16 protein-coding genes and 2 pseudogenes are annotated in these 15,700 nt (G+C 63.9%); 4 read left to right on the forward strand and 14 right to left on the reverse strand.

The window, feature by feature from the left end; all coding sequences use genetic code 11:
- Window positions 1-34: 34 nt before the first annotated feature.
- The 12 genes and pseudogenes from XBLMG947_RS19885 to XBLMG947_RS19940 form a co-directional block, all read right to left on the reverse strand.
- The gene (locus XBLMG947_RS19885) at window positions 35-406 is read right to left on the reverse strand and encodes an aldehyde dehydrogenase family protein (protein WP_083993289.1); all 372 of its coding nucleotides are present in this window, start codon (window positions 404-406) and stop codon (window positions 35-37) included.
- 10 nt (window positions 407-416) lie between these two features.
- A pseudogene (locus XBLMG947_RS24195) lies at window positions 417-1,171 on the reverse strand (aldehyde dehydrogenase family protein).
- A 111-nt stretch (window positions 1,172-1,282) separates the two neighbouring features.
- Window positions 1,283-1,831, reverse strand: a complete 549-nt coding sequence (locus tag XBLMG947_RS22115; protein WP_245228269.1) for a TonB-dependent receptor plug domain-containing protein — start codon at window positions 1,829-1,831, stop codon at window positions 1,283-1,285.
- A 12-nt stretch (window positions 1,832-1,843) separates the two neighbouring features.
- Window positions 1,844-2,074, reverse strand: a complete 231-nt coding sequence (locus XBLMG947_RS23855) for a hypothetical protein (RefSeq protein ID WP_245228270.1) — start codon at window positions 2,072-2,074, stop codon at window positions 1,844-1,846.
- A 68-nt stretch (window positions 2,075-2,142) separates the two neighbouring features.
- Window positions 2,143-3,423, reverse strand: a complete 1,281-nt coding sequence (locus tag XBLMG947_RS19905; RefSeq protein WP_065470279.1) for a TonB-dependent siderophore receptor — start codon at window positions 3,421-3,423, stop codon at window positions 2,143-2,145.
- A gap of 157 nt (window positions 3,424-3,580) precedes the next feature.
- Window positions 3,581-4,213, reverse strand: coding sequence for a TonB-dependent receptor plug domain-containing protein (locus XBLMG947_RS19910; protein WP_065470280.1), 633 nt, complete (start codon window positions 4,211-4,213; stop codon window positions 3,581-3,583).
- A gap of 346 nt (window positions 4,214-4,559) precedes the next feature.
- Window positions 4,560-4,994, reverse strand: coding sequence for a DUF2946 family protein (locus tag XBLMG947_RS19915; RefSeq protein WP_245228271.1), 435 nt, complete (start codon window positions 4,992-4,994; stop codon window positions 4,560-4,562).
- Between the two features lie 243 nt (window positions 4,995-5,237).
- On the reverse strand, window positions 5,238-5,792 hold the full coding sequence (locus tag XBLMG947_RS19920) for a copper chaperone PCu(A)C (RefSeq protein WP_065470282.1): 555 nt from the start codon (window positions 5,790-5,792) through the stop codon (window positions 5,238-5,240).
- 87 nt (window positions 5,793-5,879) lie between these two features.
- The gene (locus XBLMG947_RS19925) at window positions 5,880-6,482 is read right to left on the reverse strand and encodes an SCO family protein (RefSeq protein WP_083993291.1); all 603 of its coding nucleotides are present in this window, start codon (window positions 6,480-6,482) and stop codon (window positions 5,880-5,882) included.
- Complete coding sequence (locus XBLMG947_RS19930; protein WP_139074453.1) at window positions 6,472-6,747, reverse strand: hypothetical protein; 276 nt, start codon at window positions 6,745-6,747, stop codon at window positions 6,472-6,474. Before XBLMG947_RS19930 ends, XBLMG947_RS19925 begins: the two co-directional genes overlap by 11 nt.
- 59 nt (window positions 6,748-6,806) lie before the next feature.
- Window positions 6,807-7,376, reverse strand: a complete 570-nt coding sequence (locus XBLMG947_RS24200; protein ID WP_065470284.1) for a DUF2946 domain-containing protein — start codon at window positions 7,374-7,376, stop codon at window positions 6,807-6,809.
- A 337-nt stretch (window positions 7,377-7,713) separates the two neighbouring features.
- Window positions 7,714-8,055 carry an HPF/RaiA family ribosome-associated protein gene (locus tag XBLMG947_RS19940; protein ID WP_065470285.1) on the reverse strand — a complete coding sequence of 114 codons (342 nt, stop codon included), beginning with the start codon at window positions 8,053-8,055 and terminating at the stop codon, window positions 7,714-7,716.
- 285 nt (window positions 8,056-8,340) lie between these two features.
- Here XBLMG947_RS19940 and XBLMG947_RS19945 point away from each other — a divergent pair, with 285 nt between their 5' ends.
- A complete protein-coding gene (locus XBLMG947_RS19945) occupies window positions 8,341-10,770 on the forward strand; it encodes a DUF3772 domain-containing protein (protein WP_065470290.1) in 2,430 nt (809 codons plus the stop codon).
- 24 nt (window positions 10,771-10,794) lie between these two features.
- Here XBLMG947_RS19945 and XBLMG947_RS19950 read toward each other — a convergent pair whose 3' ends face one another.
- Complete coding sequence (locus XBLMG947_RS19950) at window positions 10,795-11,049, reverse strand: hypothetical protein (RefSeq protein ID WP_065470286.1); 255 nt, start codon at window positions 11,047-11,049, stop codon at window positions 10,795-10,797.
- A 39-nt stretch (window positions 11,050-11,088) separates the two neighbouring features.
- Window positions 11,089-12,018 (reverse strand): annotated as a pseudogene (locus tag XBLMG947_RS19955) (IS3 family transposase).
- 233 nt (window positions 12,019-12,251) lie between these two features.
- Here XBLMG947_RS19955 and XBLMG947_RS22120 point away from each other — a divergent pair.
- From XBLMG947_RS22120 to XBLMG947_RS19970, 3 genes are all read left to right on the forward strand, one after another.
- Window positions 12,252-12,698, forward strand: a complete 447-nt coding sequence (locus tag XBLMG947_RS22120; RefSeq protein ID WP_083993293.1) for an avidin/streptavidin family protein — start codon at window positions 12,252-12,254, stop codon at window positions 12,696-12,698.
- A gap of 137 nt (window positions 12,699-12,835) precedes the next feature.
- Window positions 12,836-14,530, forward strand: a complete 1,695-nt coding sequence (locus XBLMG947_RS19965; RefSeq protein WP_065470288.1) for a tannase/feruloyl esterase family alpha/beta hydrolase — start codon at window positions 12,836-12,838, stop codon at window positions 14,528-14,530.
- Between the two features lie 132 nt (window positions 14,531-14,662).
- Window positions 14,663-15,642 (forward strand): IS5 family transposase gene (locus XBLMG947_RS19970; RefSeq protein WP_104536989.1). Its coding sequence is split into 2 segments (ribosomal slippage): window positions 14,663-15,218 and window positions 15,218-15,642, totalling 981 coding nucleotides; the frame shifts between segments, so codons are not numbered across the junction.
- Window positions 15,643-15,700: the final 58 nt, after the last annotated feature.

Genomic DNA, 15,700 nt, shown 5'->3' on the forward strand with positions numbered 1-15,700 from the left:
TAAGTCGATAAAAGGAAATAGGCATGCTTTGGGTTCAGCCCTGCAGCGGGCGGGCGTAGGCCACAGCACGCGCATGCGAGAGTTCGCGGAAGCCGTACTCCCCGTGGTAGTGGTCCATGCCGCTCTCGCCCACGCCGCCGAACGGCAGCGCCTTATCCAGGTAGTGGGGCGCCCAACCGTTGATAGACACTCCACCCGAGGAAGTGTTTTCGATCACGCGGTCGATGAACTCCACGTCGTTCGAGATGAGAAAGAGAGCCAATGGCTTGGTGCCGGCTTGCACGTGGGCAATTGCCGCATCGGCATCCTCGTAACCGATAACGGGGAGTAGGGGGCCGAAAATCTCGTTCTGCAGCACCTCTGCGTCGCTCGGAACGTCCAGCAGAATGGTGGGTTCGATGAGCAGCTTAGAGGCGTCAGTACCCCCTTCCGAAGGCTACCTTGGCCCCGCGCGCCTTCGCATCGGTCAGGTAGCCCTGCAGCCGCTGGAAACCCCGCTCGTTGATGATGCGGCTGCTGCGAGCGGGCTGGTACACGCCATCGACGTAGAACATCTGTCGATAGAAGTCGCTGAGCTGGGCCACAAACTCGTCGCGGCGGGAGTTGGGTACCAGCACATAGTCGGGGCTGATGCAGACCTGCCTGCCGTTGAAGGACTTGCCGATGCCCATCTGCTGGATGGCATCGCCGAAGTTGGATGTTTCGTCCACGATCAGCGGCGACTTGCCGCCCAGCTCCAGCGTGACAGACGCCAAGTGCTTGGCGGCGCGGCCATCACCGTGCGCCCCACCCGAGGGCTGCCGGTCAGGAAAATATGGTCAAACGGCAGTTCAAGCAGCAGGTCGGCTACTTCCACACCTCCCTCGACTACCGCGACTTCGTTTTCAGCAAACACTTCACGCAGGATCACGGTTGCCACTCGACCCGATGCAGGGGCCACCTCGTTGGGCTTCACGATGACTGTGTTGCCAGCGGCAATGATCGGAATCAGCGGTTCGAAGAGCAACGTGAAGGGGAAGTTCCAGGCCGAAAACAGCAGCACCACGCCTTTGGACTCGTAACGCACATAGGCCGATGCCGCTACAGTGACGTTGGCCGGTACGGGCGCCATCCACGCTTCGAGGTTCGCTACAGCCTGGTCGATGGTCGCCAGAATCCCAGCCGTTTCCATGCTCCCATTGTCGCCACGGGGCGGCCCATGTCCTCGAACAGCGCCGTTTGGATCGCGTCGCCGTGCGCCACAATCGCCTAGCGCAGGCGCAGTAGGCGGGCCTTGCGCGTGTCAGCCGTCGACTTGCGAACGATCTGTATCGGGCGTCAATTGGAACAGGAGGCTGGGCTGCAGCGACCATCGTTCGCCATGTACCTCGTCGATCCAGCTGTCGTTGCGTTGATACTCGGCGCTGATCCGTGCCGCGACATTCGGCGACAGCGGCAGATTGATGTCGGCGTAAGGATTCCAGGTCGAGACGCTGCCCGCGCGCAGCGCTGCGTAGCCGCTCAAGGCCGTCGGTTCCGGTCGCTCGCTCTCGATGTTGATCACGCCGCCAAGTGGGGTGCCCAGCCCGCGGCCATACAGCGTCGCGCTCGGCCCCTTGAGCACGGCGATGCTGGCGATGCCGACCATGCCAGTGGGATCGTAGGCCTGCTGGTTGCCGGCAAACAGCGGCAGGCCGTCCAGATACACCTCGGCCGGAAATCCGCGCACGATCGGCGGGATGAACAGGTTCTCGTCCGAACGCGTGGGCGTGACACCGGACACGTTGACCAGCGCATCGCCCAGCGTGCGCCGATCCTGCTCCTGCAGCAGCGTGCTGGTGATGACCTGCACCGACTGCGGAACCTAGATGAGCGGCGTCTCGGTGCGGGTGGCTGCCGTGGTGTCGGCGGTCGAATACAGGCCACGTTTGGCGGTGACGTTGACTGGTTTGAGCGTCCAGCTGGGCGCACGATTGGAAGCGGCCTGCACGGTCGGTTCGGCATCGGCCACGTCCTGGGTTTGCGCGTAGGCCGGCAACATCAGGCAGGCCAATGCCAGCGCGATGCCGGCGTTCAACAAGGTCTTGTGGGTCATGCGGAAGCGCTGAAAAAGAAACGTGATCCGGGGCGCTGCAGGCGCCCCCCGGCATGGCCTGGTAGCACTCAGTCGGCACATCGGTAAGACAGCGTCAGCTGCGCCGTTGCGGGGACGCTCGGCGTCAAGGTGTAGTTGAAGACGCCTGCCAAGCCGCCCGTGTCGTACTTGCGGTCGAAGACATTGAGCAGGTTGAGCTGTGTGCTCCACGGCCCGCGTTCGTACGCCACCATCGCGTCGGTCCGGGTGTAGGACGACAGCTGGAAGGTGTTGGGCAGCGTGACTTCGCGCGCACCGACGGAATAGACGCCGGCGCCGACCTTCAGCCCGGGCAGCGCGCTGAACGCATAGGTACTCCACACGCTGCCGCTGTGCCGCGGCACGTTCGACAGCGCATCGCCCACCGGCAGATCGGTGTCGTGGTCGACCTTGGCATCCGTGTAGGCATAGCTGGCGATCACCTTCCAGCCGGGCAGGATCGTACCGGCCAGAGCCAGTTCCGCGCCGCGGCTGCGCTGCCTGCCGTTGAGCACCTGCCGCAGCGGATTGGCCGGGTCGGTGGTCAGGAGGTTGGCCAGGTCCAGATTGAACAGGGCCAGGTTGGCATGGAGCCGGTCGTCGACCAGCGCCTGCTTGACGCCGACCTCGAACTGCTCGGCGATCTGCGCATCGTAGGTGATGCTGCTGCCGCTGTGGCCGACGTTCGGCGAGTAGCTGCGGCTCCAGTCGGTGAACAGCGACGTGCCCGCCACCGGTTGCCAGGTCAGTCCCACGCGTGGAGAGAACGCGGTCTGCCGCCCGCGCCCGGCGACCAGACCACGTTCGAGGGCATTGTTGACGAAGCGGCCCATGCGCATGCCGAGCATGGCCTTGAGCTGTGGGCCCAGCGCGACCAGATCCTGGAAGTAGAGGCCGTCGTCCTTGCCCTGGCCCTGGTGCGAATCCAGCGAGCCATTGGCCACCAGCGCGGCGACGTAGCCCGGATCGAACAGGTCGATGTCCATCGTATAGACGTCCGACCCGGCACTGCCTTGTTCCAGGTACCCGTCATCGACGCCGGTCAGGATCTGATGGCGCATGCCGGCAATCTGGAGATCACCGGCCAGCTCGGCCCGACCGCTGTATTGCCGGCAATTCTCATCGGCATTGGCATGGACCGAATATCCCAGCAGGCTGCCAGTCGGCGTGGTGCTGTTTGGAAAGGTCTGAGTCGAGCGCTGGCTGGCGGTGACGTACTGCCCCGCCAGGCGCAGCGTCCAGTTGGCCGACACAACATGCGAAAACAGCAGCGTGGCGGCAAGGGTGTTGTTGCGGCCATCGTCCCCCCGACACCGCGTCGTCGACACCATCGCTCAGGCCGTAATAGCGCGTCCGCGACAGGGCGCGATAGTCCGTGATCGCCGGAATCCCCAGGTCGAAGCCATCGCGGCGGAGTTGGTTGAACTCGGTCAACAGCGTCAGCGAGGTGCCCTGCTTGTTGTCCCAGGTCATCGATGGCGCGATCGACTAGGAATCGTAGCCACCGTTGTCGCGGAACGTGTCGTTGTTCTCGACTGCGCCATTCAGGCGCAGGCTGATCTTGCCGCTGATGATGTCATTGAAGTCCAGCGTGGTGCGGCGCAGACCGTCGCCGCCGACGGTCTGGTTGATCTCGCCAAAATTCTCCTGCTGCGGCAGTTTGGAGACCGTATTGACGTAGCCGCCGACCGCACCGACGCCGCCATACAACGCGCCTGCCGGTCCCTTGAACACCTTCACCTGGTCGATGTTCTGTACGTCGCGGAATGCGTAATAGCCGTAGTTGCGGAAGCCATCGCGCAGGCCGTTGCTCTCGCTAAAACCGCGGATGTTGAAGAACGTGGCGCCGTTGCCCCCATAGCTGGCTTCGGCATGCACGCCGCTGACGTTGTCCACCAACTGTTCTGTGCGTGTCACGCCGCGGTCCCGCAGCACCTGCGATGGCACCACCTGGATCGAGGCCGGATAGTTGGCCAGCGCAACGTCCGACTGGAGCGTGCTGCTCGTCCTGTCGGCGGTGTAGTCGCCGACCACCTGCACGGCAGGCAACTGCATGGCGTCCTGGGCGGCCGCGTCCAGCGTCCCTCCCGCGATCAGGAGGCCCACCAATCGTGTGTTCATGAGTTTCTTTGGTTCTCGTGCCCGAACGCCGCCTGTTGCCGGTGGCGCGTGCAGCGCAGGGGTCAGCCGCGGGGGATGAGGTCCTGCCGCGCCATGCGACATACGCGAGCCACGGTGCAACCGCACCGCGGGATCGGCGAATAACGCGTGAGTTCACTTCGCATCGAATTGCCGTCATTGGCGGCGATGCCCTGCCGATTCGACGGCCACATGAAGACTGCAGCAGCGTGCCGGACCGCGAAGGCGGTCCCACGGGCAGCCGCATCCTGGCCATCAACGATGACGGAACGGCAGATACGAAGACCGATGGCTGGCAGCCCGGACACGCCAGGCACCATCAGCGAAATCAGGCCGGCGAGGTGTCCGGCGGGCCGCGTGCGCCGTGCGCCGGCCAGGCGCTTGCGACGCGCGGCAGGAGGCGCAGGAGCGGCAGGCGCATCGCTGCGTGCTGCAGCAGCGGCAGCACCAGCACTACCAGCAGCAAGGCAAGCAGGCTGGCGGCAAGCACGCAGTAGTTGCAGACCATGCCATCGCCCTGGTCCATTGGCATGATCCCGGCATGGCCGTGATCCATGCCGGGCATGCGCATGTCCATCGACCTCGGGTACGCGGTCTGCATCGGGATGGCGCCAGAACCCAGCTCGACCTGTTGCATCCCGTGGCTGGTGCACAACTCCGCAAGCTGCCGCAAAGGTTGCGTGGCCTCATCCGCCAGGCTCCAGCGGCTGAGCACCGGCGCAATCACCATCAGCAACGCGCCTAGCAGGGCGAGCCGATGCATGACCTGCAAAACGTGGCGATGGCGCAGCATGTTTTCAGTCTAGACCATCACGCCAAGGCATTGGCTGGCGAATGTGTGCTTCTGCATGGCGGTTTGCGCAGGTGGTCCGGGGCGGATGAACGCCGACTGCCGGCAGAGACGACGACGTGGAAGCTTTCCCATCCAAGACCTCGCTGCGGCGAGGGCGTGACGTGTGCTTCCATCCTGGCACGTCGATCCGGCTGGACCAGCGGCGGTCGATCTTCAGTGCATCGAATGCGGGGAGGCGACGTTGCCTGGTGCATCGGCCCCCATCGGCTGCACGTCGAACTGTACGTTCACGCGTTGAGCGTTCTGAAACACGAGGGTCGCTTCGATCGGTTTGCCGACGACGAACGGCGCATGCGGTTCGATGAACATCAGGTGCATGCCGCTTGGTTGCAGCTGCACGGTGCCGCGCGCGGGTAGAGCCAAGCCGTCGTCGAGCCTGCGCATCTTCATGACCTCTCCCTCCATGTGCATCTCGTGTATCTCCACGCGCGCGCTGGCTGCCGATTCCACTGCGACAAGTCGGTCGGGCACATCGGCTCCGTTACGTAGCGTCAGATAGCCGCCTCCCACCACCGCGCCCGGCGGTGTGGCGCGCGACCATGCTTGGCTGGCCTGTACGACGGGCCTGTCAGGTGCGCTCGGAGCGACCTCGGCGTGGGGCGCGGCGGAGGGTGCTGTCGCTTCTGCGTGTCCGCCGGGTGGGCTGGCCTGTTGGCAGGAGGCCAGGGCGAGTGTCGTGGCAACGAGCAGCGTGGCGTGCATTTTCATGACGAATTATCTCCAGTGTGCGGAAAGACCCGGGCGTGGTGCGGCGGGTGGACGATGCTGATGGCGTGGCGGACGGACGATGGGCATTCAATCGTCTGAAAGACTCTGGCGGATATCCGCCACGCAGTCCTCCACGCTCTGCTCGTGGGCCAAACCCACACGCAGTCGGCCTTGACGGTCGAACACATAGCTGCGGGTGGAATGATCGATCGTGTAGGTAGTGCCGATCGGCACTTTTGCGTACACCACGTGGAGCTGGGCGGCGGCGGCCTTGACTTCGCTCTCGGTGCCGGTGAGGCCGATGAAGCCCGGGTCGAACGCGTTCACGTAGGTGCGCAGCATCTGCGGGGTATCGCGCTCCGGATCCAAGGTGGCGAAGGCGAACTCCACCTCGCGCGCATCCTTTCCGAGTTGCCGCTTGATCTGCACCGCCCGCGTCAGGGTGGTCGGGCAGATGTCCGGGCAGCGGGTGAATCCGAAGAACAGCACCAGCACCTTGCCTCGGAAGCTCTGCGAGGGCCGCGGGTGGCCCGCTGTGTCCCTGAGATAGAAGCTCACCCCGCGCCCCATTGCACTCAAGTCGGCGCCATGCGGTGCGGGGCGGCTGCAGGCGCACAGCAGCACCAGGGCGAACAGGGCCACGCCGAGGTGGCGGGCGACAACGTGCCGGCGATGCCGATCAAGGGGCATGCGCAATACCTCCAGCGGCCGGCATGCGCACCACCCCACCGAATGAGGCCTTCAAGCTCAGCCGCTCGGCGGACGCCTGCTTTTCCGCTATCGCCAGTGGCTCGGCCGACTGGACGCGCCGGAAGCCGGTCGAGCGGGCCTGCAGCGCGTCAAGCAAGGTGGGGGAGGGCTGGTCGACGGCATGGAAGGCGGCGGGCAGCAGGATAGCGGCCATGGGCATGGCCGTACGCGACGCACGCGGCGTCGCGACGATAGGAATCGACATGGAAATGTCCTGGAATGACATGACGCGCGCAATCTGCGCGCGGAGGACCGACGTCGGCTTCAGGCCCGAAGTGGAGGTCCGCGGGATCCCAGGCCAGTGGGATGCAGAAATGTGCGCGCGAGGTTACGCCGCCAGGTCCGCATGGCGCGTTGCGGCGTGGCCGGCAAGCAAAGCAGCAGGCACAGCAGTAATCCCATCATGCCCGCGGCAAGCGGGCAGTAGGGGCAGTCGCCATCCGCATGGCCGATGACTGGAGTCGCCGGTAATTGGCCGTCAGGCACGCTGGATGCTGCGCCGAACTTGACCAGCTTCAGGCCAGTTGCCGTACACATCTGCGACCACGTCGCAGGGGTGCTCCCGGAACCAGTCGCCATCAGCCGCGACGCGATCGGCATGGCGAACAGCAGCGCCATGGCCGGTATCGCCAAGGAGGTCATCGAGCGCTGGAAAGCGAAGTGCCGCATACCAACGTATTGTAGCCATGGCATCACGATTGCGGATGACCTGCCGCACGTGGCAGTGACAAACGATGCAGTCATCGTGTCGATCAGCGGCCACCTCGCAACCGCGGCGATGCGTGGAAACGTGTAGAACTCCAAGTCCTGCCTGGTGGTCCTTCGCCGAGTCATCAGGTTGTGGCGCCGCCCGACGCGTCGAACCCATCGACCTTGGCTCCATCAGATGTCTGGTATCGCGTGCCCTAGACGCCTTCGCTCCTGAGCCTGACCAACGGACGCATTCCGTAGGCCAGCAGGGCGCCCTTCAAAACGTTCTGCTAGTTGCCGCATCGGAATCGACTCCGCGCGCAACAAATTGAAACCAATCGGCCCGCTGCAGTGCCACTGCAGCGGGCCGATTGGTTTGTGGATCAGGATGCCGATAGCGCTTCGACTCTCGCGGCACTGCGACACCCGCGCCGCATCGGTGGCAGCGCGGCCGAAGCCGCCCTGCCGAAGCCCGATCAGATCACAGCATGTCGGGTGGCGGGGCAGTCGCCTTCGACTGCTGCTTGCCGCGCGCATGCTCGATGGCCGTGCGTAGCTTGCGCGCAGCGCCGGTCACGGCCGAGGCGGTGGTTTCGGCACTGTTGGTGGCCGCAATCGGCGGCAGGCCGGCGACATGCGCTTCGATACTGCAGGTTCGATCCGCCGCCCCGCCGCGCTGACCGTTCTCGTCGCGCAAGTGCACTTCCACACGGGTGATGTCGCCGGCGAAATGCGCCAGCTGGGCGGTGCAGGTCTTCTCGACATGCGCCACAACAGACGGATCGTGCGGTACGTGATTGTCGGTCTGGATCTGAATCTGCATAGAGGGTCTCCTTCGCGGTCATCCGCTGCGTCTGCCGCAGCGGTGATTCGATTCTGCGTCAGCCCGGTGTTTCCGCAAGGTGACAAGCCGTCGCATGTTCATGCACTGGTTGGCTCGGTGCTCGCACTGCCGGATGCTGCGCTTGCGTTCGCATGAATCGCCGCCATAGCGCTGGGCGTCAGGGCGGGGCGGTGGCTTAAGATGCCGGCACCGCGCGCTCCTGCGCCTGTCCGATGCCTGCCTGTGTCCCGATTTCGTTCTGTGTCGCCTGCCCGTTCGAGCGTGTTGCTGCGCGTGCTGCTGTGCTGTGCCCTGTGGCTGGTCTGTGCACGCGCGGTGCTCGCCCAGGACGAGGACAGCTTGTTGGAGACCGCGCAGACACAGTTGGACGAAGCGCAAAAGGTGCTGGACCAGGGGGAGGCCGGGCTGGACAAGGCCGATACCGAACTGCTGCGTGCATTGACCGACCAGGTAACGCTGGCGCAGCGGCAGGCACAGGATCTGGCACGTCAGCTGGATCCGCAGTTCAAGCAACTCAGCGCTCGGCTCGACGGTTTGGGCGTGGAGCAAACGACAGATCTGGCGGACCTGAAAAATCAGCGCGAGGCGCTGGCCAGCGAAAAAAACAAGCTGGATGCGGAACTCAAGCGCGCCAACCTGCTGGCATCCGAAGCAGGCGAGCTTGCCGATCGCCTGGAACAAAAACGCGCGCAACTCTTCAGTGTGCAGCTATCCACGCGTGTCGCCTCACCGCTGTCGCCGGCACTGTGGGGGCAGATCGCCCAGCAATGGCCCGATGACCTCACCCGTCTGCGCGGCGTCTACGACGATGCGGTCCAGGCGCTGCGCACCGGCACGGTTGCCAACGGCGTTGGCGGACTGGCGACTGGTGTGGCAATTGCGCTGCTGCTGGCCTTTCCGTTGCGCATTTTCCTTCGGCATCTGGGCCGGCGCTACGCCGCGTCGCGTGCGCCGGGCGGGCGGTTGCGACGGTCCGGCTTGGCGCTGTGGTTCCTGCTGGTCGGCACGCTCAGTCTGGGCATGGCGGCATGGGTGCTGGCCGAAAGCGTGCGCGCGATTGCCCAGGTGCCGGACGATCTGGACGAGTTGCTGGGTGCGTTCGTCTTCATCAGTTTCATCGCGGCCTTTGTCGGCTCGCTCAGCGCCAGCCTGCTGATGAAGCACCAACCCACCTGGCGGCTGTTCCCGCTGGACGACGCCACCGTCGATCGGCTGCGCGTGCATTGCCTGGCCACCGCCGCGGTGAGCTGGTTCAGCGGCATGGCGATGAAGCTCAACGACGTGGCGCGCACCAGTACCGCGGCCACCACCGCGACCGACGCGGTGGCCGCTTTGTTGTATGCCGGCTTGATCCTCTCGGCACTGGCTGGCCTGAGCCTGTCGTTGCGCGCGCGCGCCGCCAGCGCCGGAGCCGCCAGCGCCGATAGCAGCGAGCCGCCGCCGGTGGTGTCGCGTGGCGGCGGCGTCATCGTGCTGATCCGCCTGCTGGGGCATGTCGCAGTGATCGTGTCGCTGCTGGCGGCGTTGTTCGGCTATCTCAATCTGTCGTTGTTCATCGCGCGCCAGATCATCTGGATCACGCTGATCTGCAGCCTGCTCGGGTTGCTGGTGGTGTTTGCCGACGACCTGCTGACCTGGGTGTTCAATCCGGAAGGGCGCTTCAATCGCGCGTTGTCGCATGCCTTGGGCACGGGCATGGGCAGCGGGCGTCTGGTGCAGCTGGGCCTGCTGCTGTCTGCCGCGGTACGTGTCGTGTTGCTCCTGCTGGGAATCGCGGCGCTGATCACCCCGTATGGCGCCAATCTCTCTGCGGTCACCGGCTGGGCCGAGAACGTCTCGCACGGCATCCAGATCGGCAAGGAGCTCACCATCACACCGGCCGCAGTCGTGCGCGCGCTGCTGGTGTTCGTCCTGGGCCTGGGGGTGGTGCACGTGGTGCAGCAGTGGCTGCTCAATACCTATCTGCCCAAGACCCAGCTCGATGCCGGCGCGCGCAACTCGATCAGCACGGTGGCGCGCTATCTGGGCTGGTTGGTGGTGGCGGTATGGGGGCTGACCGCGCTGGGTCTGGACTTGAAGCGCTTGGCGCTGGTGTTGAGCGCGTTGTCGGTGGGGATCGGCTTCGGTCTGCAGGCGATCACGCAGAACTTCGTGTCCGGGCTGATCCTGCTGGCCGAGCGCCCGGTCAAGATCGGCGATTGGGTGCGGATCGGCGATCAGGAGGGCGACGTGCGCAAGATCAGCGTGCGTGCCACCGAAATCCAGGTGGGCGACCGTTCCACCTTGATCGTGCCGAACTCGGAGTTGATCACCAAGAGCGTGCGCAACATGACCATGTCCAATCCCATGGGCCGTGTGCAGTTGCAGTTCTCTGTGCCGCTGGAAACCGATGTCGCCAAGGTGCGCGACATGCTGCTGGCGTTGTTTGCCGAGCACGCCAAGGTGCTGGCCGATCCGGCGCCATCGGTGTTCATCGATTCGCTGGCGAGCGAGCACGTCAACTTCAATTCGTTCGCCTATGTGAGCAGTCCGCGCGATTCGTATGGCGTGCGCAGCGAGCTGTTCTTCGCGCTGCTGCAGCGCATGGCAACGGTGGGTATCGCGTTGCAATCGCCGCAGGAGATCCGCTTTATTCGTGCAGGTATCGCGGTGGCGCGCGATGCAGACGATGGCATGCCTGTTTCGGAAAGCTGAGTCGGGGAAGCGCTGACCTCACTGCTAGGGTCGCGGTGTGGCTTGCCGATACTGGCGCTTGTCGCCTGTCCGCTGTCCGTTGGAATCGACATTGGCGCACACGCGGCCACCACAAATGACCGCATCGGATGCGTAATACGCCTGGAGAACAGGGAGGGCATTCTCGTAGCGTTGCAGCTCTTCCTTGACGGTGGAGAGTTCGCGGCGGTAGTAGCCCAACACGGCCCAGCCGACGAGAAGAACGAGCAGCAGGATCGCGCCGGCGGCGGCGAACCACATCGGTAATCCCCCCGCCTTTAGCGTTCGCCAAAAGTGGAGCTACGCGGCCATCGCCAATTTCATTGCTGGGGTGATGCCGCCGAGCGCCATGTTGGGGCGCTCATGGTTGTACGTCCATAGCCAGCGCGTGGCCTTGTCCTGAACCTGCTCGATGGTGTCGAACAACGTTGTGGCCAGCCAGGCGTAGCGGACGGTGCGGTTGTAACGTTCGACGTAGGCATTTTGCTGCGGCTTGCCCGGCTGGATGTGCTCGATCCGAATGCCGCGCTGCTCTGCCCAGGCTAACAGCGCGCCGCTGATGTACTCCGGGCCGTTGTCGCAGCCAATGGCGTTTGGCTTGCCGGGCCAGTCGATGATCTGATCCAATGCGCGGATCACACGGGCCGATGGCAGCGATAGGTCGACCTCGATGCCCAGACCCTCGCGATTGAAGTCGTCGAGCACGTTGAATCACCGGAAGCTGCGACCATCGGCCAACTGGTCGTGCATGAAATCCATCGACCAGACCTGGTTGATCGTCTCCGGTACCGACAACGGCTCAGGCCGCTCACGTACCAGCCGTTTCTTCGGCTTGATCCGCAGGTTCAACTCCAGCTCCCGGTAGGTGCGGTACACCCGCTTGTGGTTCCAGCCGAAGCCCTTCACGTTGCGCAGGTGCAGAAAGCATAGGCAGAACCCCCAATCACGATAGGTCGTGGTCAACCGGACAAGCCAATCGGCAATCTGGACGTTCTCCTCGCTGGCCTTGGCTTGATAGCCGTAGCAAGTTTGGCTGACCTCAAACGCCTGGCAGGCGTGCCGGATGCTCATTGTCTTGTTCGCCACCGCCCATCGGGCCATCTCCCGGCGTTGAGATGGCCTCACCATGCTGATGCCGTGTTCCCGGCATAGCTCCGGCACCGACGTGCCGGCCTCGGCCTGCTTGAGGACGGCGATGATCTGGCTGTCGGTGAAACGGGATGTCTTCATGGAACCTCCTCAGAAAAGGGTACGAGAAAATTCCACTTCTGGCGTCAGCTAACCTGTGGGGGGATTACCAATCGGCCCTCTTGTAAGTGTCCGTTACATCGGGTTTGAACCCCACCCCGACCTTCGTCAAATATAAGAGATGGAGACATGCATCCCAGCAATGCGGACCAGGTCGGTGCTATCTAGTCGTTGGCTTGAACCGGCCACCTTTCGCTTGATGACGAGGAGAACTGATGATGTGCATGTCCATGCGTCAATATGCTTCCTGCGTTGCGCTGCTCGGAAGTTGCGTATCGCTCGCCCAGGCCGCGCCAACCTGCAACAACCCGGTAGGCCAATGGAAAAACCAGCTGGGTTCCACACTCACGATCACCGCCGTACAGACCTCCGGGCAGCTCTCGGGCACGTACATCTCGCCTTCCGGCACCACTGGCGCGGTATATCCGCTAGTCGGCTGGTTTGCCAACCCGGTTGCCGGGTCGACGGCATCGAGCAAACTGCCCGCCATCACTTTTTCGGTGCAGTGGGGTAATTACGGCAGCATGACTGCCTGGACCGGCACCTGTGATGCGTCTGGCGGCGTACCGGCCATCACCACAGTCTGGCACTTGGCGCGGACCGGTTCCCAGTATTCGTGGGACCACATGCTCACCAACAGCGATGTTTTCGTTCCCAAATGAAAGTGCTCGCCTACGCGGCCACCGCCAGTTTGGATTGATCCCGCCGCTTCCAGAGGGCATAGCTGGTGCCGCCTGCTCTTCAACCAAAGGAAATGCTCATGTTGCGATTGAACGGGTTACGCGGGTTGCTACGGACGATGGCGGCAACCGGCGCTTTGCTGACAACGGCATCGGCGTCGGCCGCTTGCGCCGACATGCTCGCGCTGTCCCTGCCGTCCACCACGATTCGCAGCGCTACCGACGTGCCCGCCGGTTCCTTCACGGCGCCGGACGGCACCGTGCTTGACGCACTACCGGCGTTCTGTCGCGTCGTCGGTGTGTCGCGGCCGACCAGCGATTCGGAAATCGGGTTCGAGGTGTGGATTCCGTCCGCGGGCTGGAACCAGAATTACCTGCAGGTCGGTACGGTCGTCTTCGCCGGAAACATTCAATATGGGTCGCTTGGTTTCGCCTTGCGCCGCGGCTATGCGACCGCAACCACCGATGGCGGCCACCGGGCGTCGATCGGCGATGCGAGCTTTGCGCTCGGCCACCCGCAGAAGATCGTCGACTGGGGCTATCAGGCGGTGGCCACGACGATCTCGAACGGCAAAGCGCTGGTCTCCGCCTACACGCACCGCGCGCCGCGCTATTCCTACTTTTTCGGCGCCTCCAATGGGGGCCGCGATGCGCTGATCGCAGCGCAACGCTTTCCGGGCGCCTTCGATGGCATCATCGCCGATGCGCCTTCCAGCGCCTGGGTCCACAACGCGTTTTCCTGGCTGTGGTTGCAAGACGCCCAGTTTGGCAGTCCGGCGGCGACCATTTCGGCGGTCAAGCTGCCAGCCATCCAGGCCGCCGCGCTCGCCCAATGCGATGCAAAGGACCACACGGCCGACGGCGTGGTCAACGACCCACGCCGGTGCCGCTTCGATCCCCGCGTGCTTTTATGCAGCGGTGCGGAGTCCGACGCGTGCCTCACTGCGCCGCAGCTGCAGACGCTCGCCGCCATCCTTGCCGGTCCGGTCAACCCGCGCACCGGCGAGCGCATCTACTACGGTTTCGAGCCGTTCGCAGTCGCCACGCCGGGGACATGGAACCAGTGGATCACCGGCAACGCCGCCGTTCCCGGCGGCGGCGATGCGGTGCTCGCCAACCAGTTCTTCGCCAATATGGTGTTCGATACCGGCAGCGCCGGGTTCGACCATACGCAGGTGAACTTCGATACCGATGTCGCCCGCGCCGAACGCAAGCCGGTCGCCGGCCAGCCGCTGGCCAGCGTCATTGACGCCACCTCTGCAGATCTAAGCGGATTTCGCGCGCGCAACGGCAAGATGATCCTGTATATCGGCTGGGAAGATCCGGTGGTTCCGCCGCGAGGCGCGATCACCTATTACGAATCGGTCGTGGCCAGGCAATGGCTGGATAACCCGCAGATCAGCAGGGCCGAGGATGCGCTTGCGCAGACCCAGCAGTTCTTCCGCCTGTTCATGGTGCCCGGCATGGGCCACTTCACCGGTGGACCCGGCACGTCGGCCTTCGGCGCGCTGTATGGGCCGCCCGCATTGGCCATCGATCGCCAGCACGACGTGTTGTCTGCGATGGAGGCGTGGGTCGAGCAAGGCATCGCACCGGAGCGCATCGTCGCGGCAAAATACGCCAATGACGATCCGGCCAAGGGTGTAGTCCGCACCCGGCCGCTTTGCCACTATCCGCAATCGGCGTTATGGATCGGCCAGGGCAGCGCCGACGATGCACAGAACTTCCTCTGTGTGGACAGTCCGCGCGGCGCATACCTCGACGGTGCGGCGCCTGTTCGCGCGCAGTTGACAAGCTCGGCGCAAGGCCGATAAGTCGGGCCCTCGCAGCGTGGCGATTGTTCAGAGGTGATCTAGCTTCCCTGAAATTCGGCGTCTTCTTAGGGAACCTCTGAACAAAGCACGGTAGATGCGCAACACTATTGCCACAGTAGTGAGGAATCATCCATGCAACTGACGTTCGGTGACGCCAAGGGCCTGGGCAAGCGCAAGCAGACCCGGCGCGAGATCTTGCTGGCCGAGATGGAGCAGGTGGTTCCGTGGCAGCAACTGCTCGGGCTGATCGCGTCGCACTATCCAGTGTCGGGGCGGCCAGGTCGGCAGCCGTACGCACTGGCGACGATGTTGCGGATTCATTTGCTGCAGCAATGGTATGCGTTGGGTGATCGGGCGATGGAAGAAGCGCTGCACGAGATTCCGACCTTGCGGCGCTTTGCCCAGCTCGGTGGGTTGGACGACATTCCCGACGAGACCACGATTCTCAACGTTCGCCGCCTGCTGGAGACCCATGGCCTTGCTGCACAGATGCTGGAAGCGGTCAACGCGCATCTGGCGCGCAAGGGCCAGAGCTTGCGCTCTGGCACGATCGTCGATGCGACCCTGATCGCTGCGCCCAGTTCGACCAAAAATGCCGACCATGCGCGCGACCCTGAGATGCATCAGACCAGGAAGGGCAACCAGTGGTATTTCGGGATGAAGGCGCACATCGGCGTGGATGAGTTTCCGGACTGGTGCACCACGTCCATTGCACCGCAGCCAACGTGGCCGATGTCACGGTGACGCATGCATTGCTGCACGGCAAAGAAGACAGCGTGTTCGGCGACAGCGGCTATACCGGCGCGGACAAACGCCAAGAACTGCAGGACTGCGAAGCAGCATTCTTCATCGCCGCAAGGCCCTCGACGATGCAAGGCATCGGCAACAAACGCGAGCGTGCTTGGGAACAGCGTTGGGAACACGTCAAGGCCAGCGTGCGCGCGAAGGTGGAGCATCCATTCCGGGTGATCAAACGCCAGTTCGGGTACACCAAGGTCCGCTATCGCGGCTTGGTCAAGAACACGGCGCAAATACTGACGTTGTTTGCGCTGTCAAACCTGTGGATGAAGCGAAAGCAGTTACTGCCTGCTATGGGAAGCGTGCGCCTGTGATCCGTGGAATTCCCCCGAAAAGCGCCAGGAATGGCGAAAAATCCAATGATCCAAACAC

Origin of the sequence: Xanthomonas bromi, from assembly GCF_900092025.1 — a bacterium.
Lineage (GTDB): Bacteria > Pseudomonadota > Gammaproteobacteria > Xanthomonadales > Xanthomonadaceae > Xanthomonas > Xanthomonas bromi.